At 73.7% G+C, this 25,283-nt stretch carries 24 protein-coding genes and 2 pseudogenes; 13 read left to right on the plus strand and 13 right to left on the minus strand.

The genetic code is table 11. The annotated features are described in order from the left end of the window. The first annotated feature begins 120 nt into the window (after window positions 1–120). From trpS to ACL02R_RS05390, 3 genes are all read left to right on the plus strand, one after another. A complete protein-coding gene (gene trpS / locus ACL02R_RS05380) occupies window positions 121–1,134 on the plus strand; it encodes a tryptophan--tRNA ligase (RefSeq protein ID WP_412795676.1) in 1,014 nt (337 codons plus the stop codon). Between the two features lie 113 nt (window positions 1,135–1,247). Then, a complete protein-coding gene (locus ACL02R_RS05385) occupies window positions 1,248–1,814 on the plus strand; it encodes a 2'-5' RNA ligase family protein (RefSeq protein ID WP_412795677.1) in 567 nt (188 codons plus the stop codon). Window positions 1,815–1,897: 83 nt separating this feature from the next. Further along, complete coding sequence (locus tag ACL02R_RS05390) at window positions 1,898–2,845, plus strand: YihY/virulence factor BrkB family protein (protein ID WP_412795678.1); 948 nt, start codon at window positions 1,898–1,900, stop codon at window positions 2,843–2,845. 349 nt (window positions 2,846–3,194) lie between these two features. Here the strand turns inward: ACL02R_RS05390 and ACL02R_RS05395 are convergent. Further along, window positions 3,195–4,037, minus strand: a pseudogene (locus ACL02R_RS05395) (D-alanyl-D-alanine carboxypeptidase family protein); the annotation flags it as partial. Between the two features lie 151 nt (window positions 4,038–4,188). Between ACL02R_RS05395 and ACL02R_RS05400 the strand changes: the two are divergent. From ACL02R_RS05400 to ACL02R_RS05415, 4 genes are all read left to right on the plus strand, one after another. Further along, complete coding sequence (locus tag ACL02R_RS05400; RefSeq protein WP_412795679.1) at window positions 4,189–5,421, plus strand: metallophosphoesterase; 1,233 nt, start codon at window positions 4,189–4,191, stop codon at window positions 5,419–5,421. A gap of 160 nt (window positions 5,422–5,581) precedes the next feature. Beyond that, window positions 5,582–5,893, plus strand: coding sequence for a carboxypeptidase-like regulatory domain-containing protein (locus ACL02R_RS05405; RefSeq protein ID WP_412795680.1), 312 nt, complete (start codon window positions 5,582–5,584; stop codon window positions 5,891–5,893). A gap of 266 nt (window positions 5,894–6,159) precedes the next feature. Then, window positions 6,160–7,755 carry an ABC transporter substrate-binding protein gene (locus tag ACL02R_RS05410; protein ID WP_412795681.1) on the plus strand — a complete coding sequence of 532 codons (1,596 nt, stop codon included), beginning with the start codon at window positions 6,160–6,162 and terminating at the stop codon, window positions 7,753–7,755. 21 nt (window positions 7,756–7,776) lie between these two features. After that, on the plus strand, window positions 7,777–8,619 hold the full coding sequence (locus tag ACL02R_RS05415) for a hypothetical protein (protein ID WP_412795682.1): 843 nt from the start codon (window positions 7,777–7,779) through the stop codon (window positions 8,617–8,619). Window positions 8,620–8,646: 27 nt separating this feature from the next. On the opposite strand, the gene ACL02R_RS05420 is transcribed toward ACL02R_RS05415, so the two are convergent. After that, the gene (locus tag ACL02R_RS05420; protein ID WP_412795683.1) at window positions 8,647–9,198 is read right to left on the minus strand and encodes a YceI family protein; all 552 of its coding nucleotides are present in this window, start codon (window positions 9,196–9,198) and stop codon (window positions 8,647–8,649) included. A gap of 123 nt (window positions 9,199–9,321) precedes the next feature. Between ACL02R_RS05420 and ACL02R_RS05425 the strand changes: the two genes are divergently transcribed. After that, entirely contained in the window at window positions 9,322–9,798 is a 477-nt protein-coding gene (locus ACL02R_RS05425) for a MarR family winged helix-turn-helix transcriptional regulator (RefSeq protein WP_412795684.1), read from the plus strand. A 24-nt stretch (window positions 9,799–9,822) separates the two neighbouring features. Here ACL02R_RS05425 and ACL02R_RS05430 read toward each other — a convergent pair whose 3' ends face one another. Then, a complete protein-coding gene (locus tag ACL02R_RS05430) occupies window positions 9,823–12,030 on the minus strand; it encodes a PQQ-binding-like beta-propeller repeat protein (protein ID WP_412795685.1) in 2,208 nt (735 codons plus the stop codon). Window positions 12,031–12,176: 146 nt separating this feature from the next. Between ACL02R_RS05430 and ACL02R_RS05435 the strand changes: the two genes are divergently transcribed. Next, entirely contained in the window at window positions 12,177–12,767 is a 591-nt protein-coding gene (locus ACL02R_RS05435) for a hypothetical protein (protein ID WP_412795686.1), read from the plus strand. A gap of 11 nt (window positions 12,768–12,778) precedes the next feature. On the opposite strand, the gene ACL02R_RS05440 is transcribed toward ACL02R_RS05435, so the two are convergent. Further along, complete coding sequence (locus tag ACL02R_RS05440; RefSeq protein ID WP_412795687.1) at window positions 12,779–14,158, minus strand: FAD-binding oxidoreductase; 1,380 nt, start codon at window positions 14,156–14,158, stop codon at window positions 12,779–12,781. A 421-nt stretch (window positions 14,159–14,579) separates the two neighbouring features. Here ACL02R_RS05440 and ACL02R_RS05445 point away from each other — a divergent pair. Beyond that, a pseudogene (locus ACL02R_RS05445) lies at window positions 14,580–14,687 on the plus strand (transcriptional regulator); the annotation flags it as partial. 47 nt (window positions 14,688–14,734) lie between these two features. Here the strand turns inward: ACL02R_RS05445 and ACL02R_RS05450 are convergent. The 5 genes from ACL02R_RS05450 to ACL02R_RS05470 all read right to left on the minus strand — a co-directional run bounded on the left by ACL02R_RS05450 (window position 14,735) and on the right by ACL02R_RS05470 (window position 18,400). Next, the gene (locus ACL02R_RS05450; protein WP_412795688.1) at window positions 14,735–15,370 is read right to left on the minus strand and encodes a DUF6226 family protein; all 636 of its coding nucleotides are present in this window, start codon (window positions 15,368–15,370) and stop codon (window positions 14,735–14,737) included. 50 nt (window positions 15,371–15,420) lie between these two features. After that, the gene (locus ACL02R_RS05455) at window positions 15,421–15,828 is read right to left on the minus strand and encodes a hypothetical protein (protein WP_412795689.1); all 408 of its coding nucleotides are present in this window, start codon (window positions 15,826–15,828) and stop codon (window positions 15,421–15,423) included. A gap of 388 nt (window positions 15,829–16,216) precedes the next feature. Then, window positions 16,217–16,624, minus strand: a complete 408-nt coding sequence (locus ACL02R_RS05460) for a hypothetical protein (RefSeq protein WP_412795690.1) — start codon at window positions 16,622–16,624, stop codon at window positions 16,217–16,219. An 84-nt stretch (window positions 16,625–16,708) separates the two neighbouring features. Beyond that, window positions 16,709–17,110: a hypothetical protein gene (locus ACL02R_RS05465; protein WP_412795691.1), complete on the minus strand. Its 402-nt coding sequence runs from the start codon at window positions 17,108–17,110 to the stop codon at window positions 16,709–16,711. Between the two features lie 570 nt (window positions 17,111–17,680). Then, window positions 17,681–18,400 carry a TetR/AcrR family transcriptional regulator gene (locus tag ACL02R_RS05470; protein WP_412795692.1) on the minus strand — a complete coding sequence of 240 codons (720 nt, stop codon included), beginning with the start codon at window positions 18,398–18,400 and terminating at the stop codon, window positions 17,681–17,683. A gap of 104 nt (window positions 18,401–18,504) precedes the next feature. Here ACL02R_RS05470 and ACL02R_RS05475 point away from each other — a divergent pair, with 104 nt between their 5' ends. Then, window positions 18,505–19,584, plus strand: a complete 1,080-nt coding sequence (locus tag ACL02R_RS05475; protein WP_412795693.1) for an alpha/beta fold hydrolase — start codon at window positions 18,505–18,507, stop codon at window positions 19,582–19,584. A 117-nt stretch (window positions 19,585–19,701) separates the two neighbouring features. Further along, entirely contained in the window at window positions 19,702–20,538 is an 837-nt protein-coding gene (locus ACL02R_RS05480; protein ID WP_412795694.1) for an aminoglycoside phosphotransferase family protein, read from the plus strand. 279 nt (window positions 20,539–20,817) lie between these two features. Here the strand turns inward: ACL02R_RS05480 and ACL02R_RS05485 are convergent, their stop codons facing one another. Beyond that, complete coding sequence (locus tag ACL02R_RS05485; protein ID WP_412795695.1) at window positions 20,818–21,765, minus strand: helix-turn-helix domain-containing protein; 948 nt, start codon at window positions 21,763–21,765, stop codon at window positions 20,818–20,820. A 101-nt stretch (window positions 21,766–21,866) separates the two neighbouring features. On the opposite strand from ACL02R_RS05485, the gene ACL02R_RS05490 reads away from it, so the two are divergent. Next, window positions 21,867–22,895 carry a saccharopine dehydrogenase family protein gene (locus ACL02R_RS05490; protein WP_412795696.1) on the plus strand — a complete coding sequence of 343 codons (1,029 nt, stop codon included), beginning with the start codon at window positions 21,867–21,869 and terminating at the stop codon, window positions 22,893–22,895. Here ACL02R_RS05490 and ACL02R_RS05495 read toward each other — a convergent pair. The 3 genes from ACL02R_RS05495 to ACL02R_RS05505 form a co-directional block, all read right to left on the minus strand. Continuing rightward, window positions 22,873–23,556 (minus strand): class I SAM-dependent DNA methyltransferase, encoded by a 684-nt coding sequence (locus tag ACL02R_RS05495; protein WP_412795697.1) that lies wholly within the window; start codon window positions 23,554–23,556, stop codon window positions 22,873–22,875. The genes ACL02R_RS05490 and ACL02R_RS05495 overlap by 23 nt on opposite strands. A gap of 138 nt (window positions 23,557–23,694) precedes the next feature. Then, the gene (locus ACL02R_RS05500; RefSeq protein WP_412795698.1) at window positions 23,695–24,684 is read right to left on the minus strand and encodes an aldo/keto reductase; all 990 of its coding nucleotides are present in this window, start codon (window positions 24,682–24,684) and stop codon (window positions 23,695–23,697) included. A gap of 143 nt (window positions 24,685–24,827) precedes the next feature. Next, on the minus strand, window positions 24,828–25,283 hold a 456-nt coding region (locus ACL02R_RS05505), incomplete at its 5' end, for a hypothetical protein (protein ID WP_412795699.1).

The raw sequence follows: 25,283 nt of genomic DNA on the forward strand, positions 1-25,283 counted from the left end.
GCCGCCGCCAGGTTAACCGAACGGCTTCCCGCGCCATGCGGCGGGCGGCGCCGTACGGGCGTGCGGGGCCGGGGCGGCGGGGGAGGGCCGGTTGTCAGGGGGACCTGAGAGAATGGGCCCATGGCCACTGATCGTCTCCGCGTCTTCTCCGGCATCCAGCCCACGGCCGGGTCCTTCCACCTCGGCAACTACCTCGGCGCCGTGCGCCAGTGGGTCGAGCTCCAGGAGACGTACGACGCGGTCTACTCCGTCGTGGACCTGCACGCCGCCACCATCCCGCAGGACCCGGCCGCGCTGCGCGAGTCCAGCCGGCTGGCCGCCGCGCAGCTGCTCGGCGCCGGGGTGGACCCGGAGCGGTGCACGCTGTTCATCCAGAGCCATGTCCCGGAGCACACGCAGCTGGCGTGGGTGATCAACTGCCTCACGGGCTTCGGCGAGGCGTCGCGGATGACGCAGTTCAAGGACAAGTCGGCCAAGCAGGGCTCGGACGCCACGACCGTCGGCCTGTTCACGTACCCCATGCTGATGGCCGCCGACATCCTGCTCTACCACGCCGAGCGCGTGCCGGTGGGCGAGGACCAGCGGCAGCACATCGAGCTGACCCGGGACGTCGCGCAGCGCTTCAACGCGCGCTTCGGCGACACGTTCACGCTGCCGGGCGCCTACATCCTCAAGGACACGGCGAAGATCCAGGACCTCCAGGAACCGTCCGTGAAGATGAGCAAGTCGGCGTCCTCGGCCAAGGGCATCGTCTGGCTGATGGACGAGCCGAAGGCGTCGGCGAAGAAGTTCCGCAGCGCGGTCACGGACACGGGGACCGAGGTCCGCTACGACCGGGTGGCCAAGCCGGGGGTGAGCAACCTGCTGGCGATCTACTCGGCGCTGACCGGGCTGACCGTCCAGGAGCTTGAGCAGAAGTTCGAGGGGCGGCTGTACGGGGCGCTGAAGACCGAGGTGGCCGAGGTGTTCACCGAGTGGGTGACGCCCTTCCGCGACCGGACCCTGGGGTTCCTCGACGACCCGGCCGAGCTGGACCGGCTGCTCGCGCGCGGCGCCGCCAAGGCGCGGGAGATGGCCGCGCCGACCCTGGACGCGGTGTACGAGCGGGTCGGCTTCCTGCCGCCCGCCCGCTGACGGGCCCGGCCGGGGCGCGCCGGGCCGAACGACCCTGGCCGCCCGTCCCGGCCGGGGCGACACTGGGCGGGGGCGTACGCGGGGCATGCCCGCGAGAAGGGAGTGATCCGCCGGTGACCGTCACGCTCGGCGTCTCGATCGCCGTCCCCGAACCGCACGGCAGCCGCCTCCAGCGCCGCCGCCTCGGCTTCGGTGACGCCGCCGCCGCCGGAATCCCCACCCATGTCACGCTGCTGCCGCCGACCGGGGCCGACGAGGCGGAGCTGCCGCGCATCGAGGAGCACCTGGCGGGCGTCGCCGCGGCGGGGCGGCCGTTCGTCATGCGGCTGTCGGGCACCGGCACGTTCCGCCCGCTGACGCCCGTGGTGTTCGTGCGCGTCGCCGAGGGCGCGGCGGCGTGCGCCGGACTCCAGGCCGCCGTGCGCGAGCGCGGCGGGCCGCTGGCGCGGGAACTTCCGTACCCCTACCACCCGCACGTGACGGTCGCCCACGGCATCGCCGAGGACGCCATGGACCGCGCGCAGGCGGAGCTGGCCGCGTACGAGGCGGCGTGGACGGTCACCGGCTTCTCGCTCTACGAGCAGGACGCGTCCGGGGTCTGGCGGCTGTGCCGCGAGTTCCGCTTCACGGCGCCGCGCGCTGCGCCGCCCGTACGGGAGCCGCTCGCCGGCGTGGAGTGACGTGACGCCCGCGCGGCGCGCTCCGGACACGGGGCGTGTCAGAACCGTTTCCCGGGGCACACCGTCCTAGCGTGGGCGGCGCAATGGAGACACTGACCCGGCTGCCGTGGATCGGTCCACTGGTGGCGTGGTTCTTCCGCACGCGCGTGTGGCACGTGTACGAGCATCTGGACGCGCGGAACTGGAGCCGTCTCGCGGCGGCCATCACGTTCACCAGCTTCGTGACGCTCTTCCCGGTCCTCGGGCTCGTCGGCGCGATCGGCGCCGCGCTGCTGACGGACGGGCAGCTGGACACGGTCGAGGACTGGGTGACCGACCAGGTGCCCGGCATCGCCGACCAGCTGCACCTGCGCTCGCTGTTCGAGAACGCGGGCACCATCGGCGTCATCTCGCTGATCCTGGTCCTCCCCACGGGCGCGAGCTGGGTGGACTCGCTGCGCGGCTGCCTGCGGGCGGTGTGGGACCTGCCGGACCCGGAGGACAACTTCTTCCTGCGGCGGGGCAAGGACGTCGGGGTGCTCGCCGGGCTCGGGGGCGTCGTCCTCGTCTCGCTGACCGCCTCGGGGATCGCGCTGAACGTCGTGCGGTCGCTCGCGCGGCACGGGCCGGGCGGTGTCCTGATCCAGATCGCGGCGTACGCGGGCGCGATGGGCGTGACGTTCCTGCTGCTGTCGTACGTGCTGGTGTGGCTGCCGGGCGTCCGGCCGCCGCGCCGGGACGTCGTCGTGGCGTGCGTCGTCGGCGCGGTCGGCTTCGAGCTGCTGAAGCTGCTGATCAGCGGCTACCTGACCCAGGTGGCGACGCGGAACGTGTACGGCGCGTTCGGCGTGCCGATCGCCCTGCTGGTGTGGATCAACCTCATGGCGAAGCTGCTGCTGGTGTGCTGCGCGTGGACCGCCACCGGCGTCACTCAGGGGGAGCGTCCTTGCGCCGACGCCCTGGAAGACCCGCCAGCGGATGAGTGCGGTGGAACAGGTACGCCGCCCCCGCCAGCGCCGCGAGACCGCCCGCCGTCACCCCCAGGACCGTGAGGGCGCCGACGCCGGAGCCGCCCGCCGGGGCGGCGCCGTCGAGCGCGGTGTCGGACCCGCCGGCCTGGCCTGAGCCGGGCGCGCCGTCGCCGCCCGCGCCGTCGGTGGTCGCGGTGCCGGTGCCGGTGCCGCCCGTGCCGTCGGCGTCCTGCGCGGCCTCCTCGCTCAGCGGCGGCACCAGCGTGCCGACCGGCTCGACGGACCCGGCCGCCGCGAAGCCCCAGTCGAGCAGCGACGCGCTCTCCCGGTAGACGGCCAGCGAGTCGCCGTCCTCGGGCTTCATCGCCGTGACGAGGAGGACGCGGCCGTCGCGCTCGGCGACGCCGGTGAAGGTGTGGCCCGCCTCGGAGGTGTAGCCGTTCTTGACGCCCGCCAGGCCCTCGTACGGGGCGAGGCCCGGCGCGCCGACGAGGAGGCGGTTGGTGTTCTGGATCTCGTACGTCTCGCGGTCCGCGCCCTCGCCCGCGCCGGGGAAGTCGGCGGACGGGGTGGAGACGTACTCGCGGAAGTCGGCGTTCTGCATGGCGTCGCGCGCGATGAGGGTGAGGTCGTAGGCGGAGGAGGTCTGCCCGTCGGCGTCGTAGCCGTCGGGGCTGACGACGTGGGTGTCGTTCGCCTGGAGCTCCTCGGCGCGGGCGTTCATCTGGGCGACGGTGGTCTCCAGGCCGCCGTTCATGGCGGTCAGCGCGGCGACCGCGTCGTTGCCCGAGGCGAGGAAGACGCCGTGCCACAGGTCCTCGACGGTGTACGTCTGGCCGTCGGCGATGCCCACGGCGCTGCTGCCGGGGCCGAGGTCCGCGAAGTGCTCGGGCTCGGCGCGGTAGATCTCCCCGCGGTCGAACGAGGGCAGCACCGTGTCGGCGAACAGCATCTTGAGCGTGCTGGCCGGGGGCATGGGCCGGTGTGCGTCGTGCGCGGCGAGGATGTCGCCGGTCTCCGCGTCGGCGACTATCCAGGACTCGGCGGTCAGGTCGTCGGGCAGGGCGGGCGCGCCGGGGGCGGGCCGCACCTGGGTGCCCGTGGCGGCGAGCAGTTCGCCGCCGACCGCGGACCGGTCGGACCGGTCGGATCGGTCGGTGTCGTCGGCGACCGCCGGTCCCGCGGCGGCCAGGACGAGCGCGGGTGTGGCGAGGACCGCCGCGAGCGCGGTGCGAACGGGAGTCCGACAAGAGGACGAGCGATTGAACGGCACACGGTGAACTTACCGGGGTCCCACCGCGTCAGGACCAGTGGAGAGGCCCGAATCGGTGAGCGGGGCCGGTCAACCGGGCGAACCCCGCGCGCCGCATACTGGGCCACAGCCGCCCACCAGGGCTGAAGAGAGGGCACATCCGTTGGTTCTCATGCTCATCCCGATGTCGCTGCTCCTGGCCGCGATCCACTGGTATCTGTGGAAACGCCTGGTCCGGGACGTGTCGGCGCCGGGCGGCGGCTATCGGCGTGCGGCGACGGCGGCGCTGGTCGTGCTCGCCGTGACCGTGCCGTTCGCGTTCGCGGGGCGGCAGCTGGGGCTGCCGTTCGCCGTGCAGCCCTATCTGGCGTGGCCGGGATTTGTCTGGATCGTTGCGGTCCTCTACCTGGTGCTGTCGCTGCTCGTGGGGGAGGCGGTCAGGCCGCTGGTGCTGCGGCTGCTGCGCCGCCGGGACGCGGCGCGCGCGGACGCGGTGCCCGCCGGGACGGCTCCGGCGGGCGCGGCGGGGGAGGCCGCCGCGGAGGGTGCCGCCGATGTCGAGGCGCACGCCGCCGTCCCCGACGCGCCGGGGCGGCGGCTCGTCGTCTCGCGCGGCATCGCCGTCGGCGCGGGCCTCGTCGCCGCCGGGACGCTCGGCTACGGCATCGCCAACGCGCGCAACCTGCGCACCAAGCACGTCACCGTCACCCTGCCCAAGCTGCCGCGCGCCGCCGACCGCTACCGCATCGCCGTCGTCAGCGACATCCATCTCGGCCCGATACTGGGCGGATCGCACTGCCGCCGCGTCGTGGACGCGGTGAACCGGACGCAGCCGGACCTGATCACGGTCGTCGGCGACCTGGTGGACGCCGAGGTGGACGACCTGCGGTCGGCCGTCGCGCCGATGGCCGACCTGCGCGCCCCGGACGGCGCGTACTTCGTCACCGGCAACCACGAGTACTACGTGGAGACCGCCGCCTGGATGGACCACGTGCGGGAGCTCGGCCTGATCCCGCTGGCGAACGAGCGCGCCGGGCTGCCGTACTTCGAGCTGGCCGGGGTGAACGACATCAGCGGCGAGGGCAGCGACTTCGGCGGGCCCGACTACGCGGCGGCGCTCGGCGACCGCGACCGCTCGCGGGCGACCGTCCTGATGGCGCACCAGCCGGTGATGATCCATGACGCGGTGGACTGGGGCGTGGACCTCCAGCTCTCCGGACACACGCACGGTGGCCAGCTGTGGCCGCTCACCTACATCGCGGGCGCCGCCAACCCGACGCTGGCGGGCCTGGAGCGGTACGGCGACACGCAGCTGTACGTCAGCAGGGGCGCGGGTGCGTGGGGCCCGCCGGTGCGGGTGGCGGCCGATCCGGACATCACGGTCATCGAGCTGCGGACCCCATGACGCCCATGGAAGGCGGCTCATCGGATTGTCTGGTTTTCGTCTCGGATCTCCGCACGGGTCAACTATTCGCGTCGAGTTGGTGTCCTAGATAACAAGCTGGGCACAAACTGACAGCGTGATGGAAACGGCTGGCATCGCGGCACAGAGGAGTGAGTGGGGAATGTCGGAGGACGTGGGACTGGACGTGGAAGTGGCGGAGGCGCTCGTCATCCGGGGGCGCGTGCGCGACGCGCTGGGCGTCGCGCTCCCGCGCGCGGTGGTGACGCTGAGCGCGCCGGACGGCGGCCGACATCTCGTGAAGACGCGCAGCGCGGACGACGGCGCGTTCACCGTCACCGCCCCTGAGCACGGCGAATACCTGCTGGTGGCCTTCTCGCCGCAGCTCGGCAGCCAGAGCGTGGCCGTGCGGCTCGAAGGGCGTTCGGTGGAGGTCGAGTTCCGCATGAACGTGCCGGGCGCCGTCCCGGAGTGACCCGCGGCGCCACGGCCGGGCCCGGCACCCCACGGCCAGGCCCGCCCGCGCCGCGTCCGCCCCCGTGGCCCCCGCCGGGGGCGCCGCCCATGGCGTACCCGTGGGCGTTCTGTGCCGATCGGACCCCAAACGCGCCCACACCGTGACCTCCCGCCGCTCCAACGTCCCGGGCCCTTGTGGTTGGCTTGCCCCGCACATCCTTACGAGAAAGGGCGCGCCGGGTGCGACGGATGAAGGGTCGAGGGGCGATAGGCATCGTTCTTGCCATGGTGCTGGTGATCGCGGGGGTGGGCGGCTGGGCCTGGTACCAGACGCGGGACGGTGAGGAGGAGCCCATCGTCGTGGGCACGACGATGGCGCCGACGGTGCTCGACCCGGCGGGCGCGTACGACATCGGCTCGTGGGCGCTGACCAGCAACCTCTTCCAGTCCCTGCTGACGTTCATCCCCGGCAAGGAGCAGCCCGTCCCCGACGCCGCCGAGGAGTGCGAGTTCAGCGACGAGGAGCTGACGGTCTTCCGCTGCACGCTCCGGGACGACCTGACTTTCACCAACGGCAACGCGATCACGCCCGACGACGTCAAGTTCTCGTACGAGCGCATCATCGGCATGGCGGCCCGCGCCGAGCGCGAGGCGGAGGACGACACCATCCCCGAGGACGAGAAGTTCGCCTTCGCCGGTCCCGCCGCCCTGCTGGGCAGCCTCGACGCCGTCCGCACCGACGGCCAGGACGTCATCTTCGAACTGAACCAGCCCGACGCCACGTTCCCCTTCATCGTCGCCGGCGCGGCCGGTGCCATCGTGGACCGGCAGAGCTACCAGGAGCTGGACCTGCACTCGGACGAGTCGGTCGTCGGCTCGGGACCGTTCGTGCTCACCCGCTACGTGGCGGACGAGGTCGCCGAACTGGCGCCGAACCCGGACTACAGCGGCGCCGCCACCGCCGGCCAGGGCCCCGTCACCGTCCGGTACTTCGTGCAGCACGGCGACGGCCCCACGGCCGACCAGCAGCTCGCCGAGGCGTGGGAGAACGAGGAGATCGACGTCAACGGCGGCGTCATGCCGCCGGAGGCCATGGCGGACCTCAACCGCAGCGACCCGGACATCGCCTTCGCCGAGCAGGCGGGCGCCAACACCCGTGTCATGGGCTTCAACACGGACGGGGACCGCACGTTCGGCTCCCGCACCGCCCGCCGCGCCGTCGCCGCGCTGCTCGACCGCGAGGGCATCGCCCGGCGCGTGCAGCACGACACGGTCCAGGCGCTCTACTCGCTGATCCCGGCGGGCTTCACCGGCCACTCGACGCCGTTCTACGACCTGTACTACGCCATGGACGTGGACGACGTGCGGCAGGAGATGACCGACGCGGGCCTCGAACTGCCGGTGCAGTTCGACCTGGCGTACTCCCGCGGCGCGGCGAACACCGCCGAGGCCGAGTTCATCGCGGAGACGCTGAACGAGTCGGGGCTCTTCGAGGTCACCACGACCTACTACGACTGGTCCGAGTTCGTGCCCACCCTCTTCGGCGAACGGGCCTTCGACGCCTACCTGCTGAGCTTCGCGGCCGACTTCCCCGACCCCGCGACGTTCACCGACAACCTCGTCGGCCCCGTCGACGCCCTGACCACCGGCTTCAGCAGCGACACCATCAACGCGATGATCGAGGAGACCAGGGGCGTCGTGAACCGCGGCCGGGTCGCGGGCGACTTCGAGCGCATCCACGAACTGGCCGCCGCCGAGGCCCCGGTGATCCCGATCTGGCAGGAGACCCGCGTCACCATCAGCACGTCCGACATCGCGGGAATCCAGCAGCTCGCCTCGAACAGCGGTGTGTGGCGGCTGTGGGAGCTGCACAGGATCTGATCGTTACGGCAGGATGCGCTCATGGCTCTACTACGGCACACCATCGACCTGGCCCCGGTCGCGCGCGGCCAGGTGGAGGACGCGTTCCGTGTGCTCCACGACGTGATCGAATCCCTGCGCGTCGAGGACGCCAGGCTCGTCACGGAGGACGGCCGGCCCGTCCCCGACGTCGTGCTGCGCTCGGGCGAGCACGCGCGGCCCGGGGCGCAGTACTCCGTCCCCGGGCCCGTGCAGGAGGGGACCGGCCCGCCCGCCGACCGGCTGACCGTGCTGGAGTGGGACCGCTCCACCGCCACCGCCGTGCGGTACGAGGCGGAGCGGCACGACCCCCCCTCGCGCGGCAGCGCCGAGCTGCGGCTGCGCAGCGCCGAACGGCCGGTGAACGTGCGGTTCGTGCTGCGCGGTGAGCTGACGCGCCCGGACGGCGGACGGCGGCGGATGCGCTGGTTCGCGCTGCGCGCCGAGCTGGACTTCGACCGGTGGTGGGAGGCGGCCGGGGGGCACTTCGGCTCGGGGGCGGGCGCCGGCGCCCGCGCCCGCCCCGCGCTGACCGTCCTCCTGCGGCACCCGCTGCTCCAGGCGACCACCGTCGTCGTACCCGGGCCGGGCAGGGACGGCGGCTGGCGCCTCGACATCGCGACGACCGTACGGGGCCGGCGGCTCGGGCGGCTGGTCGCGGCCGTGCCGTTGCGGGTCACGCGGCGGCTGATGCACCGCGCGGTCGGCGAGGCGCTCCAGCGGATGGCGGACGACTGGCGTACGCACGCCGTCCCGCGCATCGGGCGGACCCCGGAGGAGATGCGCCGCGCCCTGCTGGAGGACCTGACCGGTCACGGCAGCAGGACGCGGGCGCCCGAGGAGTGACCCGCGCGGCGCCGCTCGCGGCGGGGGTCAGTTCTGGTTGGCCTCGACGTCGAGCGTGATCTTGATCTTGTCGCTGACCGCCGCGCCCGCCGCGCCGCCGGTGACACCGAAGTCGGCGCGGCTGATCTCGGTCGTGGCGGAGAAGCCGACGGCGGGCTTGCCGCCCATGCCGGTGCCGAAGCCGTTCAGCTCCACGGCCAGGGTGACGGGGCGGGTGACGCCGCGCAGGGTCAGCTCGCCGTCGATGAAGCCCTCGCCGTCCTCGACGCGCACGCCGGTCGAGGCGAAGGTCATGGCCGGGTGGGCCTCGACGTGGAGGAAGTCCTCGCCGCGCACGTGCTCGTCGCGCTGGGCGTTGCCGGTGGAGACGGACGCGGTGTCGATCGTCGCGATGACGGACGACGCCTCGGGGGCGTCGGTGGTGGTGAGAGTGCCCTCGAAGGTGTCGAAGCGGCCGCGTACCTTGGCGATGCCCAGGTGGCGGACGGTGAAGGCGACCTCGGAGTGGACGGGGTCGATGGTCCAGGTGCCCGTGGTGTAGCCGGGCAGGAGGGCGCTGAGGTCGGCGGACGCGGTCATGGGTGACTCCTCGGGGAAGTGCGGGAACGGTCGCGCTCGGTGGCGGAGGCACTGCCGTTCGGTGAGCGCTCCGCCAACCTAGCGCGTTCTTGTTGAATCCTCAACCATGGGTACGCTCGGGTTATGCCCGAGCATCAGCCGACCCCCTGGCTCACCGAGGGTGAGCAGCACGTGTGGCGCACGTACCTCGCCGCGACCGCCGACCTCCAGGCCCACCTCGACCGGCGCCTGCGCGCGGAGGCGGGCGTCCCCGTCGCGTACTACGAGATCCTCGTCGCCCTGTCCGAGAGCCCCGGCGGGTCCCTGCGCATGGGGCGTCTGGCCGACGTGTGCCGCGCGTCGCGCAGCCGCCTGTCGCACGCCGTCGCCATGCTGGAGAGCTACGGCTGGGTGAGCCGCTGCGCCACCGACGACGACGGGCGCGGCTCGGTCGCCCGGCTGACGGACGCGGGGCTCGCGGCGCTGCGGGAGTCCGCGCCGGGGCACGTCGGGGAGGTGCGCGCCTGCCTGTTCGACGCGCTGAGCGCCGAGCAGATCGCCGCGCTGCACGGGATCACGCACGCGCTGCGGGACGCGGTGGCGGCGCGCGCGGGAGCGTGACCGCGCGCGCCGGACCGTTCCCGCTCAGACGGCCACCGCCTGAAGCACCCCCGTGCCGCTGCCTCCGCCGCCGGAGGCCACGTACAGCAGGCCGTCCGCGACGGTGGGCGTGGACGTGGCCGAACCCTGCGTGGCGTACGCCCAGCGCTGCTCGCCGGTGGCCGCGTCCAGCGCGTAGAGGGTCGCGGCCGTGTACGCGCTCACGTACAGCGTGTCGCCGACCGGCCTGGCGGGGACCGCCACGTCACCTTCGAGGGAGAAGGACCACAGCTCGTCACCGGTGCCCGCGTCCACGGCGTGCACCATGCCCCAGTTACCCCAGTAGACACGGCCGTCGGCCACGGACGGCGGGCCGGCGAAGTCACCGGCCGTCCACAGCTCCTCGCCGGTGGCGGCGTCCAGCGCGTGCACGCCCGCCCGGTCGCCGACGACGAGCACGCCGTCCGCGAGCGCGGGTGAGCTGTCGGCCGTCGGGTCGAGGGGGAAGGACCACAGCTCGTCACCGGTGTCCGCGTCCACGGCGTACACCGCGCCCTCGCCCGTCGCCAGGTCGCCGGTGCCGAAGTGGAGCACACCGTCCGCCAGGGTGAGGGTGTGGTGCACGGCGGCGACGGCCTGGAACGTCCAGCGTTCCGTCCCGTCCGCCGTGTCGAGGGCGTGGACCGTCCCGCCGTTGTCGCCGAACCAGACCGTGCCCTCGGAGACCACCGGGGAGGACTCCATCGGCGCGTCGACGCGCGTGGTCCACAGCTCGTCGCCCGTCGCGGCGTCCACCGCGTAGAACAGCCCGGCCTCGTGGCTGGGGAAGTAGACGACGCCGTCCGCCACGGCGGGCGCCGCGTCCACGTAGTCGGCCGCCTGGAACGTCCAGCGTTCCTCACCCGTGGCGGCGTCCACGGCGTAGACCACGCCACCGCCGCTGCCCGCGTAGAGCGTGCCGTCCACCACCGTCGGCGCGGAGCCCACCTCGCCCGCCACGGGGACGGTCCACAGCAGTGTGCCGGGCGGCGCGTCGGGCGTGCCGGGGGCGTCCGGCGTCCCGGATTCCGTCGCCGGCGGACCCGCCTCCGGCGGCGTCGGGGACGTGTCGCCGCCCACGCCGAGCGCCAGGAACGTGCCCACCCCCGCGATCACCGCGACCGCCGTGGCGGCGGCGACGGCCTGGAGCCGCCCGGCGCGCGCACGGCGCGGCCGTGGGCGGCGCGGCGGGGCGCCGCCGCCCTGGTCGGTGGGGCTCCCCGCCGGTTCCGGTGCCCCGGCGACGAGCCCGGCGATCGCGTCGCGGACCGGACGCGCGAAGAGGACCAGGACGAGCGCCGGCGCCCAGGCGGCCCGCAGCGCCTTCTGCTCGCGCGCGCAGACCGTACAGGGCGAGCAACCGGCCGAGGCGGAGCACGACTTGACGGCCGTCAGCGAACTGCGGCGGCACGTCGCGCACTTCAGGCAGCCGTCGCACTGCGCGCAGTTGTTGGTGTGCTTGACGACATGATCGCGCAGCGGCGCGGCGAACGGTCCCGGGTAGCGCGCCACGATGCCGGAGAGCTGCGGGCAGAGCGTGCGGTCGCCCTTCGTCAGCAGGTACGCGTGGAAGCCGTCCGCGACGGTCGAGCGCATCAGCGTCAGGCGGTTGCGCAGCGTCTGGGCCGCGGGCGCGGCGGTTCCCCCGTCGGCCCGCAGGCGGGCGACGACGTCCTCGTCCCGTAACTCCCGGCCCACGCTCAGCTCGAACAGCGCGAGGTCCTGCTCGTCCAGCGTCGCACGCGCCACCTCGTCCGCGATCCGGCGCGCGTCCGCCAGCCGCGCCTCGTCGTCCCGCGCGGCGAGCACGGCGGGGTGGTCGTCGAACGTCTCGTCCGCCCCGAGCGCGGCGTCCCACGGGCGGGACGCCGCGCGCTTGCTGCGGTGCTTCCGCAGCCGGTTCCCCGCAGTGGTCATCAGCCACCGGTCGAGCCGGTCCGGGAGCCGCGCCGTGCCGGTCAGCGCGACGATCGCGTCCTTGAACGTCTCCTGCGCGAGGTCCTGGGCCAGCGTCATGTCGCCCGTCCTGCGCGCCAGCATCCGCAGGACAGGGCGGTAGTACCGCTCGGTCATCTCCTCAAGCGCCGCGGTGCGCGCCGCGCGGTCACCGGCCTCCCGGATGCGGCGCGCGAGCGCGTCGACACCCGCGCCGTCGGCGGCGCCGCCGACGGCGTCCTTTCGGGCCTCTCCGTCGATACCGCCCATACCGTCCATGCCGTCCCCCCCCAATCCGTCCGGCGACCGCCGCTCGCGGGACCGGAAGAAAAATCTTGAAGAAAATCCGCCGAAGTCCGGGAAAGAGCCCCCGAACCCGGCCTGTACCTCCGCAAGGCGCCGATCGCCCCAAGGAGGACAACATCATGAACACCCCCCGATATGCCGGGACTTACCCCCAACCGCCGCCCGTACTCGCCGACGCGCCCGGTGTCCCGGGCGCTGTCTGGGCGGCGGTCGGCATACTCCTGACCGGACTCGCGCACGCGCTCGTCCGCCACGTCCTGTGGCGGCACGCCGTGACGACGCCCCTGCGCGCCCTCCGCCGCCCGGCCCCGCCCGGGGTGGACGCGGACCTCCTGCTCAGGGCCCACACCGCGCTCCACCGGCTGACCATGGACGCCCTCGGCCCCGCCCTGCCACTCCACGGCCGGGCGCCCCTCGCGACGGCCGCCCTCGGCACGGCCTGCGGCTGGCTGGCGGAGCGGCTGACCACGGCGTACGGCCCCGCGGGACTGTGCGGCGGCCTGCTCGTCATGGCGGCGCTCACCGTGCTGCACGCCGTCATCACCCTGCCGCCGTGGCGCGCGGCGATGCGGGCGGACCGGACGCTGCGCCGCCTCCCCACCGGCGACCCGGAGCACGACCGGCGCGTCGTCCGCGCCGTCGTGGACACGCACCGGGCGACCATGCGCGCGCTCGCCCGCACCCCGGGCCCGCGCCGCCGCGGGCGGTGAGCGGCCGCCGGCTACAGCACCTTGCCCGGGTTGAGGATGCCGAGCGGGTCGAAGACCTGGCGGATCGACCGCTGCAACTCCAGGCTCGTAGGACCGAGTTCGCGTGCCAGCCAGTCGCGTTTCAGGACGCCCACGCCGTGTTCGCCGGTGATCGTGCCGCCCAGGGCGAGACCCAGCTCCATGATCGCGTCGAACGAGGCGCGGGCGCGGTCCCGTTCGTCCGGGTCGGCGGCGTCGAAGCAGACGACCGGGTGCGTGTTCCCGTCCCCGGCGTGGGCGCACACGCCGATGGTCAGCCGGTACTCGTCCGCGATCGCCGCCACCCCGTCCAGCATCTCCGCCAGCCGCACGCGCGGCACGCACACGTCGTCGATCATCGTGGTGCCCGCGACCGCCTCCAGCGCGGGCAGCGCCGCGCGCCGGGCGGCGAGCAGCAGCTCCGACTCGGCGGCGTCGTCGGCGGGCACGACCCCGGTGGCCCCGGCCGCGTGGCACAGCGCGCCGACCGCCGCCAGGTCCGCCGCCGGGTCCGGGGTGTCGAAGGCGCAGACCAGCAGCGCGCGGGTGCTCTCCGGAAGGCCCATACGCGTCAGCCTGTTGACGGCGCGCACGGTCGTCGCGTCCATCAGTTCGAGCAGCGACGGGGTGTGGCCCGCCGCCATGATGGTGGCGACCGCCTCGCCCGCCGCCGCCGTGCCGGGGAACTCGGCGGCCAGCGCGAGCCGCGGCGGCGGCGCCGGCCTCAGCGCGAGCACCGCCCCGACGACCACGCCCAGCGTCCCCTCGGCGCCGACGAACAGGCGCGTCAGGTCGTACCCCGCCACGCCCTTGGCCGTCCGCCGCCCGGTGCGCAGCAGCCGCCCGTCCGCCAGCACGACATCGAGCCCGAGGACGTACTCGGCCGTCACGCCGTACTTGACGCAGCACAGGCCGCCGGAGCCGGTGCCGATGTTGCCGCCGATGGTGCACTGCTCCCAGCTCGACGGGTCGGGCGGGTACGCGAGGCCGTGCGCGGCGACGGCCTTCGACAGGTCGGCGTTGACGACGCCCGGCTCGACCACGGCGTAGCGGTTCACCGCGTCGATCTCCAGCACGCGGTCCATGCGGAGCAGGGAGAGCACCACGCAGCCGTCCACCGCGTTCGCCGCGCCGGACAGGCCCGTACGGGCACCCTGCGGGACGACGGGCACGCGTAGCGCGTACGCCGTACGCAGCACGTGCCGCACCTCCTCGACGGTGCGCGGCAGCACGACGGCCGCCGGTTCGCCCGCCGGGCAGAAGCTCGCCATGTCGTGCGCGTAGGAGGCCATGACGTCGGGATCGGTGAGGACGGCGCCGTCCGGCAGGCCCTCGCGCAGCGCCGCGACAAGAGTGCTCATACGGCCCACCATGGCACCGCGCCCGCCGCCCGTCACCCCCACCGGCGCACCGGCCCCGGGTTGCGCCGCTGTTCACCCCGGGCACGCTCCCGGGTCACACCGCGGGTCCCGGCGTCCGCGACGATCCGCCCCATGAAGCACCGAAGACTCGCCGTCCTGGGCACCGTCGCCGTGCTCGGGGCCACCGCCGTCACCCGGCCGCCGCCCACCCGCACCACCGCGACCACCACGGGGGCGGCCTCGGCCTGACCCTGATCGGCCGCTGCGCGACGGGCGCGTTCGACGAGGGCGCCGCCGAGATCACCGCCGAGATCACCGCCTACGACCCGCGCAGCGAGCGGGTGTTCACCGTCAGCACCGGCCGGCCGCCGGGCCGGTGGGCGCCGAGGGATACCGTGTCTCGCTCGCCGCGCTCCTCGGCCACACGCGGGCGGTGATCCTCGAAGCGCTCGAACAGGCCTGCGCTTCAGGCGGGTTGGCGCGGAGGGCGGGCGTGCTGCCGTCGTCGGCGAGCCAGCACCTCGGCGTGCTGCGGGACGCGGGGCTCGCTCGCCGCGATGGGCGGGGCGCTCGCGCGGTGGGGGTGGGTCAGCCCGGCGGCGTTCGGCCGTGGGCGGGACCCGGCGGACCGACCCGCGCCGGCCAGGGGCGCCAGCCGTCGGGCGGGAGCGGGGGGCGTGCGCCGGGGCGGGTGACGCGGTGCTCGGAGCTGATCCCGTGCCCGTCGGGGGAGGAGATGGCGCAGGTGACGCGGCCCCGGCGCAGGGTCTCGCGCAGCCGCCCGGCGGCGACGGCGAGGGTCTGCCACTCCAGCTCGCCGGCCAGCGCCTCGACCGAGTCGTCGCACGCGTCGCAGCCGCAGTCGGGGAAGGCGGCGGCGAAGTACCGGCCGGCGTGCAGGGTCACGCTGGGGAAGCCGGTGAACGTGAAGGTGAGCGCTGCCGCGTCGGGCGCGGCGGGGGTGAGCGTCACCGTACGCACGCGTTCGCCGTGCCGCCGCTCCTCGCCCTCGCGGGCCGTCGCGTCGTACTCCGCCGTGAGGTGGGCGGTCAGCGCCTCGGCGACGGTGAGCAGGGGCGCGAAGCGCTCGGGGTGCTCGGTGACGCTGTAGTACCGCTCGGGCGGGCCCTCGTCCCAGTCCCAGCGGTCGCCGTAGGGGATGACGGCTCCGGCGGCGTCGCGGAGGACAGGGAGCGCGAGGGCGGGGCGTGCGTACGCGGCCATGCGCCGACCGTACGCGCGCCCCGCCCGTTTATCGCGGGGCGGCGGGGCCGTCAGGCGCGCCAGCGGGCGCGGTCCTCGTACCGGAAGATCTCGTGGTTCTTGTGCAGGCCGAGGGAGAAGGGGTAGACGGCCCCCTCCGTGAGGTTGTGGCCGTTGGACGCGCGGTGGGTCACGCAGTTGCCGTTGCCGCCGACCGAGATGCTGTCGATGATCCGCATGCCGCTGGGGTCCCAGACGTCCACGTACACGGCCCAGCCGTCGGCCTCGATGTCGCAGACCTCGACGATGTCGCCGTACGCCTCGAAGCGGAGGCGTCCGCCGGGGTCGCCGTCGTCGGTGTGCAGCTGGTGGTCCCAGTCGATGGCCTGGGCGGCGGTGGCGTTGAGCGCGGGGAGCGCGAGTGCGGCGGCGAGGACGGCCGCGCCGCGCAGGGTGGTCTTCTTGCTGGGCTTGCGCATGGGGGTGTCTTCCTCCGTCGGGCCCGTCACGGCTCGCCATGTCGGATGGCATGGACGGGACTTGCGCGGAGGTTAGTCTCCTGGTTCCCGAACGGGAACACTGCCACGCGCGTAGCTGAGGAAGACTTGATCTTTCGACGGCGCGGTGAAGTGCCCCTGGAAACGGCCCAGTTCTCGGCCGGTGCGCCCGCCTGCCCGGGGCGGCGGGAGAGGAACGGGCAGGTCGGCGGGGTTCGTGCGCTCGGTGCGCCGCACGGCTGGGCCGCGAGCGCGGCCTTGTGACGGCCGACCGCCGTGCCGGAATCCCGGCGGGACACCTTCACGCCCGCGTACGGGGAGGGCGACGGGGGCGGGCACATACGCCCGCCCCCGCTCGCGCCCGGCTTGCTCATGCCTTCCACTCGGCGTAGTCCCAGTACTGGCGCAGGCCGTTGGAGTGCTCCAGAGAGAGCGAGAACTCGTAGTAGCGGCCCTCCACCAAGTCGTGGCCGTTGGAGGCGCGGTGGGTCTTGCAGTTGCCGTTGCCGCCGACCCTGAAGTTGTCCACGTTGTAGCGGCCCACGGTGTCGTAGACATCGACCTCCACAGCCCAGCCGTCGGCTTCGATGTCGCATATCTCGACGATGTCGCCGTATGCCTCGAAGCGGAGGCGTCCGCCGGGGTCGCCGTCGTCGGTGTGGAGCTGGTGGTCCCAGTCGATGGCCTGGGCGGCGGTGGCGTTGAGCGCGGGGAGCGCGAGTGCGGCGGCGAGGACGGCCGCGCCGCGCAGGGTGGTCTTCTTGCTGGGCTTGCGCATGATCAGTGTGTCTCCGGTGTGTGGGCGCGCGATGCGCCGGCGGATGTCAGGAAGGGGACGGGTGCGCCTGCGGGCACGGTCTGCTCAGGCCGTCCACCGCGCCTGGTCGTAGTAGTTGCCGTACGGGTAGGAGTCCTTGTACAGGCTGATCGTGAAGTAGTAGGCCTGGCCTTCCTTGAGGTCGTGGCCGTTGGAGGCGCGGTGGGTCTTGCAGTTGCCGTTGCCGCCGACGGTGAACTCGTCCGAGTAGCCTGGGGCGTAGACCTCCACGCGCACGGCCCAGCCGTCGGCTTCGATGTCGCACAGTTCGACGATGTCGCCGTACGCCTCGAAGCGGACGCGGCCGCCGGGGTCGCCGTCGTTGGTGTGCAGCTGGTGGTCCCAGTCGATGGCCTGGGCTGCGGTGGCGTTGAGCGCGGGGAGCGCGAGGGCGGCGGCGAGCACGGCCGCGCCGCGCAGGGTGGTCTTCTTGCTGGGCTTGCGCATGATCAGTGTGTCTCCGGTGCGTGGGCGCGCGATGCGCCGGCGGATGTCAGAAGGGGATGGGGCGCGCCCGCGGGCACGCCTGTTCAGGCCTTCCACGTCGTACTGTCCTCGTCGGCGAAGGACGTGCCGTCCTTGCGCGGTCCAAGGTGATGGCCTGGCGGCGGCGAGGACGCCCGCGCCGCGCGGGGTCGTCTTCTTGCCGGGCTTCCACACGAGGGCGTCCTCTTCCGTCGCAGCCCGCCGTGTCTCGGCAACAGCACGATGGTGTGCGGGACTTGCGCGGAGACTAGTCCCGCGCTTTTCATTCGGGAACGTTTCGACGCGCGTAGTTGGCGAAGACTTGATGCTTCCCGAACTGCACCGAAGTGACCCGGTAGGCGGGGGCGTTCACCGGTATGGGCGGGGGCGCATTCGGTGCCGGACGGGTACGGACCGGTCAGGCCGCCTGTGCCGCGTACCGCCCTGCCGGCGCCGCGCCCCGGCCGTGGTGCGCGGCGCGGCGGCGACCGGGGCGGCGCGCGCGGTTCCCGGCATCACGTATTCGCGAACGCGTAGCCCCAGGCACCGCGTTCACGAGCGGTCGATGAGCGCCTGCACCCCGTCGAGCACGCACGTGAGCGCGAACTCCAGCGGATCGGCCGGGTCGGGCGCGTAGGCACCGTCCGCGACGGCGCGCGCGACGGCGGGGAACCGGTCGGCGTGCCGGACGAGCAGCTCGCCCGTGAGGCGGTCCCACTCCTGGTCGGCCTCCGAGTCGAAGTCGTGCTGCTGCTGGACGACGGTGCGCACCAGGCTGGACACGAGCACGAACACGTGGTGCCGCTGCGCGGCGGTCAGGCCGGTCGGCTCCAGCGCCGCGAGCGCCGCGTCGAGCCAGCCGATCTGGTGCGGGCCCATCAGCTGGCGGCGCATCGCGGTCGCGGCCAGCAGCCACGGGTGGGCCCGGTGGACGGCCGCCGACCGGCGCGCCCACTCGGCGATCCGCTCCCGCCAGCCGTCGCCGGCCGCCGTCAGGTCGGGGACGCCGGCGACCACGGACTCGACCATCAGCTCGACCAGTTCGTCCTTGCCGTGGACGTAGCGGTACAGCGCCATCGCCGAGACGCCGAAGCCCGCGCCGACCCTGCCCATGGACACGGCGTCGAGCCCCTCCGCGTCGGCGATCCCCACGGCGGCCTCGGCGATACGGCGCGGGCTGAGGCTCGGTTTGGGACCGCGGGTCGGCCGGTCCCGCTCGTCCCACAGCAGCGCGATGCGCGCGCGCAGGTCGCGGGCCTTCTCCCTGGCCATCCGGTCCTCCGTCTCGTCCGGCGCCGTCGCTTGACGGCGCCTCCACAACTGTATATACCTTAAACGCAACTGCTTATGGGTTAAACAGTTTAGGGGTTATGCTCATGCTCGGCATCATCGCCTCCGCCACCGCCGCCGTCCTCACCGCACCCGTCGCCGGCCTCCTCGGCCACCGCGCACTCCGGCGCGCCGCGCACACCAGGCGGCTGCGCGTCACCGCCCCCCGCGGCATCGACGAGTCCGGCCTCGTCCGCGTCGGCGGCATCGACCAGTGGATCTCGATACGCGGCGAGGACCTCGGCAACCCCGTGATCCTGGAGATCCTCGGCGGCCCCGGCGCCTCCAACCTGGTCTTCCTCCCGCGCACCCACGTCTGGGAGCGCCACTTCACCGTCGTCCGCTGGGACATGCGCGGCGCCGGGCGCACGTTCGCCGCCGGCGGCCCCGAAGGGCAGGGCGAGATGTCCCTCGACCGGCTGTACCGCGACGCCCTGGAGGTCACCGAGCACGTCCGCGCTCGGCTCGGCGTCGCGAAACTCCTGCTGGTGGCCAACTCGTTCGGCACCGTCCTCGGCCTGCGCCTGGCCCGCAGCCACCCGGAGCTGTACTCGGCCTACGTCGGCACCGACCAGAACGTCATCGCGGGCGGACGCGAACGCGGCGCCTACGACGCCCTGATGGCCCGGCTCGGCGCGGCGGGCAGGACGAAGGAACTGGCCGCCGTCACCGCCATGGGCACCGACCGCACCCGCTGGACCACCGAGCAGCTCGCGGAGTACAACAAGCTCGTCCTCACCACCGACCCGCTGTCCTACGACACGATGAAGACCGTGGTGTTCCGCTCCCTGTGGTTCTCACCGCTGCACACGCTGCGCGGGCTGCGCGCGTACGTGAGGGCCATGTCGTTCTCCGAGCCGCTCGCGCTGGAGGCCGCCGCCATCGACGAGTGGGCGGAGGGCACGGACTTCCGGCTCCCGTTCTTCCTCTTCCAGGGCGACAGCGACGTCCTCACCCCGCCGGACGCGGCCAGGCGCCTCTACGACGACGTGACGGCACCGGTCAAGGACTTCGCCCTCATCCGGGACGCCAGCCACTTCGCGTCCTTCCGCCACCCGGACCAGTTCCTCGACCTGATGCTCACCCGCGTCCGCCCGGCCGTCACCGCCGAACCCGCCGACGGCTGACGCGGGTCGCGGGTCGCCGGGTGCCGGGCGCCGGGCGGCGAAAGGCAGTCGCGGGGGCGCCGGGGAGCCCGTTACGGTCCACGGACGAGTGTGCCCGGCGACGAGGGAGAGTACGGCATGGGACCAGCGGATCTGCGCCGCGCGGTGGAGGCGGCACGGGCGGTCGTCTCGGGACTGGGCCTTCCAGTTGACGAGGTGACCGTCATCCACGACTCGGACCGCGTCGCGCTGCGTCTGCTCCCGTGCGACGTGCTGGCCCGCGTCGCGCCGCTGCGGGATCTGGCCGAAGCGCGGTTCGAGGCGGACGTCGCCCGCCGCCTCGCCGACACCGACGCCCCGGTGGCCGGACTCGACCCGCGGGCGGGTTCCCGGGTCCACGTACGGGACGCGTTCGCCGTCTCGCTGTGGACGTACTACGAGCCGGTGGCACCGGCCGTCGCACCGGCCGACTACGCGGACGCGCTCCGGCGGCACCACGCCGCCCTGCGCCGCGTCGAACTGGACGACGCGCCGCACTTCACCGATCGGGTCGCCAGGGCGCTCGAAGAGGTAGACGACCCGGCGCGCTCCCCGCAACTGCGGGACGCCGAACGGCGGTTCCTCAGCGACACTCTCACCCGCCTGCGCGCCGAGATCACCGACAGGAAGGCGAGTGACCAACTGCTGCACGGCGAACCACATCCCGGCAACCTCCTCGCCACGCGGCACGGGCCACTCTTCATCGACCTCGCCACATGCTGCCGCGGACCGGTCGAGTTCGACCTCGCCCACGCGCCCGAGGAGGTGGACGCGTACTACGCGGGCGCCGACCACGCTCTGGTCCGGCGGTGCCGCGCGCTCAACTGGGCTTTCTTCTCCGCCTGGCGCTGGCGCCAGGACGACCAGATGCCCGACCGGGACCACTGGCGCACGGAAGGCCTCGCCCGCGTGCGCGCCGCACTCGACCACTGCTGACCCCACTGAACACGAGCCCCCGCACCGCCCGTTCGCCCCGCTGCGTCACCGCGTCCCGGAAGCGGTCGATCACGAAGGCCGTGGCGATGGGCACGGCCTCGCCGCCCTGACGGCCCGGACGTCCGCGTCGGAGCGAGGGGGCCTGGCCGTGGCGGACGGCCGGCTCATGCCCGGAGGGTCCGGCGTCTCTGGTCGAACTGCACGACACGGCTGTCGGAGATCCAGCAGTCGTTTCCGGGCAGGGCGAGGTCCGACCGGCCGAGTCGTCCGGTGGGTGGGTCAGGGTGTCCGGCTGCGGAACGTGCGGCGGTAGGTGTCCGGTGGGACGCCGACCGTTCGGTGGAAGTGGCGGCGGAGTGTCGTGGCAGTGCCCATGCCGGTTGCCGTGGCGATGCTGTCCACGCTGTGGTCCGTGCGTTCCAGCAACTCCTGTGCGTGGCGGATGCGTTGGGTCAGCAGCCATTGCAACGGCGTCGTGCCGGTCGCCGCGTGGAAGTGGCGGGTCAGGTGCCGTGCGCTCATGCCGGCCCGCCGTGCCAGGTCGTCCACCGTCAGGGGCTCGCCGAGCCGTTCGACGGCCCATGCCAGCAGCGCGGCGAGCGGCCGGTCGTTCCCGTCGGCCGGTACCGGCGCGGTGACGAACTGCGCCTGGCCGCCCGCCCGGTGAGGCGGTACGACGAGGCGGCGGGCGACCGCGTTCGCGACCGCCGAGCCGTGGTCGAGGCGGACGAGGTGCAGGCACAGGTCGAGCGCGGCGGCCTTGCCCGCCGAGGTGAGCACGCTGCCGTTGTCCACCCAGAGGACGTGCGGGTCCACCGACACCCGCGGGTGGCGGGCGGCCAGTTCGCCGGTGTGCGCCCAGTGCGTCGTGGCGCGCCCGCCGTCCAGCAGACCGGCCGCCGCGAGGACGAACGCGCCGGTGCACAGGGACGCCACGCGCGCGCCCCCCTCGTGCGCCGCGCGCACGGCGTCCACCAGGCCGGGCGGCGGGGCGTCGTCGATGTCGGCCCAGCCGGGGACGATCACGGTGTCCGCGTCCCGCAGCCGCTCGAAGCCGTGGTCGGGCTCCAGCAGGAACCGCCCGAGCCGCACCGCCTCCGGGCCGCAGACCGCCACGTCGTACCAGGGCACCGTCACCGCGTCCGGGGCGGAGGCGAAGACCTCGTACGCCAGGGACAGTTCGAACGGCAGCATGCCCGGGGTGACGGCGATCGCGACGGACCTCATGTCCGGAAGTGTACGGGCCATGTCGTTCCGGACACTCACGATCGGCCGAACGCCCCCGCCAGGATGGCTCGCGGAAGAACGGCCGAGCGTGGGAGAGCGTCATGGGATCGGGTCAGGCAGTCGCGGTGTTCGGGGCGTACGGGCACACCGGGCGGTTCGTGGTGGCGGAGCTGGCGGAACGCGGCTACGCGCCGGTGCTGTCGGGCCGCGACGCGGGCAGGCTGGACGCGCTGGCGTCCGCGACCGGCCACGAGGCACGGGCCGCGTCGGTGGACGACCCGGCCTCGCTCGACCGCGCGCTCGCCGGGACGGCGGCCGTCGTCAACTGCGCCGGACCCTTCGCGGCGACCACCGGCCCCGTGGTCGAGGCGGCGCTGCGGGCGGGCGTCCCGTACGTGGACGTCGCGGCGGAGATCGAGGCGAACGCCGACACGTTCGCCCACTTCGCGGACCGCGCCCGCGCCGCCGGGATTGTGGTCCTCCCCGCGATGGCCTTCTTCGGCGGCCTCGGCGACCTGCTGGCCACCGCCGCCATGGACGACTGGACGGCGGCCGACGAGGCACATGTCGCGTACGGCCTGAGCAGTTGGCACCCCACCGCAGGGACGCGCGCCTCCGGCACCGTCTCCCACGACCGGCGCGACGGCCACCGCGTCCGCTTCATGGAGGGGCGCCTCGAATACCACACCGACGCGTCGCCCACCCTGGAGTGGACCTTCCCCGAACCGCTGGGCACGCGGACGATGGTCGGGGAGTTCACGATGGCGGACGTCATCACCCTGCCGAGCCACCTGGACATCCCGGAGGTGCGCACCTCCATGGCGGCCGGGGCCGCCCGCGACCTGGCGGACGCCGACACCCCGGCGCCGGAGGCGGTGGACGAACGAGGGCGCTCGGCGCAGACATTCATGGTGGACGTCGTCGTGCGGTCAGGCGCCGAGACGCGGCGCGCGGTGGCGAGCGGCCAGGACATCTACGCCGTCACGGCCCCGCTCGTCGGCGAGGCGGTCACCCGCATCCTCACCGGGCGGACGAGGACCGTGGGCGTCGCCTCGGCGGGGGCGCTCTTCGACGCGCCCGGCTTCCTGCGCGCGCTGGCGCCGCATCTCACCGTGGACCTGCGGCGCTGAGCGGGCCGGACGGAGCGACCGCGCGGACGATCAGCGTGCCGATGTGCCCCGGCTCCGGAGCGTCCAGCACGTGCGCCTCCGCCGCCGTGAAACCGGCCCGCGCCAGGAGGCTCTTCCACCTCCTGGGGGTGTAGCTGTAGCGGTACATGAACTGCGCCCGGCCCGCGAATCCGCCCTTGTACATGCCCTGGGGGCCGTAGGCGCCGGGGATGGCAGGCGGGTGCGAGAAGACCAGGACGCCGCCCGGCCGGAGCGCTTCCGCCACGAGTGGCAGGAGCTTGGCCGGGTCGGTGAACCAGACCGCGCCGAAGACCGAGTACACCGCGTCGTACCGCTCGCCGTGGCCGCCCAGGAAGCCGAGCACCTCCGCGCAGTGGAAGGCGACCAGGTCGCCCCACCGCTCCCGGGCGGCCTCCACCATGACGGGCGACATGTCCACCCCCGTCGCCTTCACGCCCCGCTCCGCGAGACAGGCGAGGGCCCGGCCGGTGCCGCAGCCGATCTCCAGCACGCTGCTCGGGCTCCCCAGCAGCTCGACGCCGGGCCCGTGCCCCGCGTACTGCGTCCAGTTGAGGACTGGAGGACCGATCTCCCGGGCGACGCCGGCGGCGTACGCATCCCAGAGATCACGTTCGTCCGCGTGGTGGTGGCGCGCAGGCACATGGCTCCTCTCGTCAGCCAGGCAACGCGCCCCGCCCCGGCTCGCAGGAAGCGCGTACCGGGGCGGGGCGGTGAAGCTGGGGGCACGGGAGCGATTCTTCCGTGCGTGGGCGCGTGCCGTGGCCCGCGCCCACGTGTGTCACCAGGCGAAGGCCTCCGGGGAGGGGCCGGGGCCGGGGAAGATCTTGTCGAGTTCGGACAGCAGTTCGTCGTCCAGTTCCAGGTCCACCGCGCGGATCGCCGAGTCCAGTTGCTCCTGGACGCGCGGGCCGACGATCGGGCCGGTGACGGCCGGGCGGGTCAGCAGCCAGGCGAGACCCACCTCGCCCGGGTCGAGGCCGCGGCCGGCGAGCAGGTCCTCGTACGCCTCGATCCGCTCGCGCGCGCCGCTGCGGGCCAGTGCCTCCGCCGACCGGTTGCCGGAGTCGCCGCCCTCGCGCTCCCTGCGGACCGCGCCGCCCAGCAGGCCGCTCGCCAGCGGCGACCACGGGATGACGCCGAGGCCGTAGTCCTCGGCGGCCGGGAGGACGTCCGTCTCGGCGCGGCGCTCGACCAGGTTGTAGAGGCACTGCTCGCTGACGAGGCCGAGCGAGTGGCGGCGGGCGGCCGCCTCGTTGGCCTTGGCGATGTGCCAGCCCGCGAAGTTGGACGAGCCCGCGTACAGGATCTTGCCCTGCCGCACGAGGACGTCGATCGCCTGCCATATCTCCTCCCACGGCGTGGCGCGGTCCACGTGGTGGAACTGGTAGAGGTCGATGTGGTCGGTGCCGAGCCGCCTGAGGCTGGCGTCCACGGCGCGGCGGATGTTGACGGCCGAGAGGCGGTTGGTGTTCGGCCAGGGCTCCTCGGAGTTCGGGGACATGGCCCCGTACACCTTGGTGGCGAGGACGACCTTCTCGCGCCGTCCGCCGCCCCGCGCGAACCAGGAGCCGAGGATCTCCTCGGTCCGCCCCTTGTGCTCCGGGCCGCCGTACACGTTGGCGGTGTCGAAGAAGTTGACGCCCGCCTCCAGCGCGGCGTCCATGATCGCGTGGCTGTCGGCCTCGGAGGTCCGCGGGCCGAAGTTCATCGTGCCGAGAACGAGCCTGCTGACCTGGAGACCTGTGCGTCCGAGCTGTGTGTACCTCATGGTCCGCCAGCCAACGCCCTGGAGCGCACTCCACGCAAGTGCCGGCGGCGGGGTGAAGCGCGCCCCGTACGGCGGGCGTACGACGACGACGACGGCCGCCGTCCGGGAGGGACGGCGGCCGTGTCGGTATCCGGCGGGCAGCTTCAGGAACGCGCCTTGACCCCCGCGTACGCGGCGGCGCCGACGGCGACCAGCGAGCCGACCAGGGCGATCCACACGCCGACGCCCACCGACACGTCCACCAGCTCGAAGAACATGTCGAGGTCCTCGGACGAGAAGCCCTCGCCGTCGAGGTCGGCCCGCGCGGTGCGCTCGGCGTCGAAGACATTGAGCACGACCACGACGAGGGCGATCAGCGAGGGTACGACCGACGCCAGCGCGAGCGTGGCGTTCTTGCGGACCAGGGCGGCGACCAGCAGGACGCCGATGACGAGGGCGGCGATCAGCGTCCACAGACCGTCGCCGTTCGTGCCGCCGCTGCTCTCCGACCCGCCGTCGACGCCCTCGGGCGCCGAGACGGTGCTCCAGGCGAGGAGCGAGCCGATGAGGATCAGGACGGCACCCGCGAGACCCGCGAACAGCAGGTTGCGGTCCGGACC

The sequence above is a fragment of the Streptomyces sp. MS19 genome, from assembly GCF_047200595.1.
In the GTDB taxonomy this organism is placed as follows: domain Bacteria; phylum Actinomycetota; class Actinomycetes; order Streptomycetales; family Streptomycetaceae; genus Streptomyces.

Excerpts from the sequence above, each read along its gene's own strand:
- trpS (WP_412795676.1), top strand. The coding sequence starts at position 121 with ATGGCCACTGATCGTCTCCGCGTCTTCTCCGGCATCCAGCCCACGGCC.
- ACL02R_RS05430 (WP_412795685.1), bottom strand. The coding sequence starts at position 12,030 with ATGGACGGTATGGGCGGTATCGACGGAGAGGCCCGAAAGGACGCCGTC.
- ACL02R_RS05465 (WP_412795691.1), bottom strand. The coding sequence starts at position 17,110 with ATGCGCAAGCCCAGCAAGAAGACCACCCTGCGCGGCGCGGCCGTGCTC.
- ACL02R_RS05480 (WP_412795694.1), top strand. The coding sequence starts at position 19,702 with ATGGGACCAGCGGATCTGCGCCGCGCGGTGGAGGCGGCACGGGCGGTC.
- ACL02R_RS05475 (WP_412795693.1), top strand. The coding sequence starts at position 18,505 with ATGCTCGGCATCATCGCCTCCGCCACCGCCGCCGTCCTCACCGCACCC.
- ACL02R_RS05435 (WP_412795686.1), top strand. The coding sequence starts at position 12,177 with ATGAACACCCCCCGATATGCCGGGACTTACCCCCAACCGCCGCCCGTA.
- ACL02R_RS05470 (WP_412795692.1), bottom strand. The coding sequence starts at position 18,400 with ATGGCCAGGGAGAAGGCCCGCGACCTGCGCGCGCGCATCGCGCTGCTG.
- ACL02R_RS05460 (WP_412795690.1), bottom strand. The coding sequence starts at position 16,624 with ATGCGCAAGCCCAGCAAGAAGACCACCCTGCGCGGCGCGGCCGTCCTC.
- ACL02R_RS05415 (WP_412795682.1), top strand. The coding sequence starts at position 7,777 with ATGGCTCTACTACGGCACACCATCGACCTGGCCCCGGTCGCGCGCGGC.
- ACL02R_RS05400 (WP_412795679.1), top strand. The coding sequence starts at position 4,189 with ATGCTCATCCCGATGTCGCTGCTCCTGGCCGCGATCCACTGGTATCTG.
- ACL02R_RS05440 (WP_412795687.1), bottom strand. The coding sequence starts at position 14,158 with ATGGTGGGCCGTATGAGCACTCTTGTCGCGGCGCTGCGCGAGGGCCTG.
- ACL02R_RS05410 (WP_412795681.1), top strand. The coding sequence starts at position 6,160 with ATGGTGCTGGTGATCGCGGGGGTGGGCGGCTGGGCCTGGTACCAGACG.
- ACL02R_RS05490 (WP_412795696.1), top strand. The coding sequence starts at position 21,867 with ATGGGATCGGGTCAGGCAGTCGCGGTGTTCGGGGCGTACGGGCACACC.
- ACL02R_RS05390 (WP_412795678.1), top strand. The coding sequence starts at position 1,898 with ATGGAGACACTGACCCGGCTGCCGTGGATCGGTCCACTGGTGGCGTGG.
- ACL02R_RS05405 (WP_412795680.1), top strand. The coding sequence starts at position 5,582 with ATGTCGGAGGACGTGGGACTGGACGTGGAAGTGGCGGAGGCGCTCGTC.
- ACL02R_RS05425 (WP_412795684.1), top strand. The coding sequence starts at position 9,322 with ATGCCCGAGCATCAGCCGACCCCCTGGCTCACCGAGGGTGAGCAGCAC.
- ACL02R_RS05500 (WP_412795698.1), bottom strand. The coding sequence starts at position 24,684 with ATGAGGTACACACAGCTCGGACGCACAGGTCTCCAGGTCAGCAGGCTC.
- ACL02R_RS05455 (WP_412795689.1), bottom strand. The coding sequence starts at position 15,828 with ATGCGCAAGCCCAGCAAGAAGACCACCCTGCGCGGCGCGGCCGTCCTC.
- ACL02R_RS05450 (WP_412795688.1), bottom strand. The coding sequence starts at position 15,370 with ATGGCCGCGTACGCACGCCCCGCCCTCGCGCTCCCTGTCCTCCGCGAC.
- ACL02R_RS05485 (WP_412795695.1), bottom strand. The coding sequence starts at position 21,765 with ATGAGGTCCGTCGCGATCGCCGTCACCCCGGGCATGCTGCCGTTCGAA.
- ACL02R_RS05420 (WP_412795683.1), bottom strand. The coding sequence starts at position 9,198 with ATGACCGCGTCCGCCGACCTCAGCGCCCTCCTGCCCGGCTACACCACG.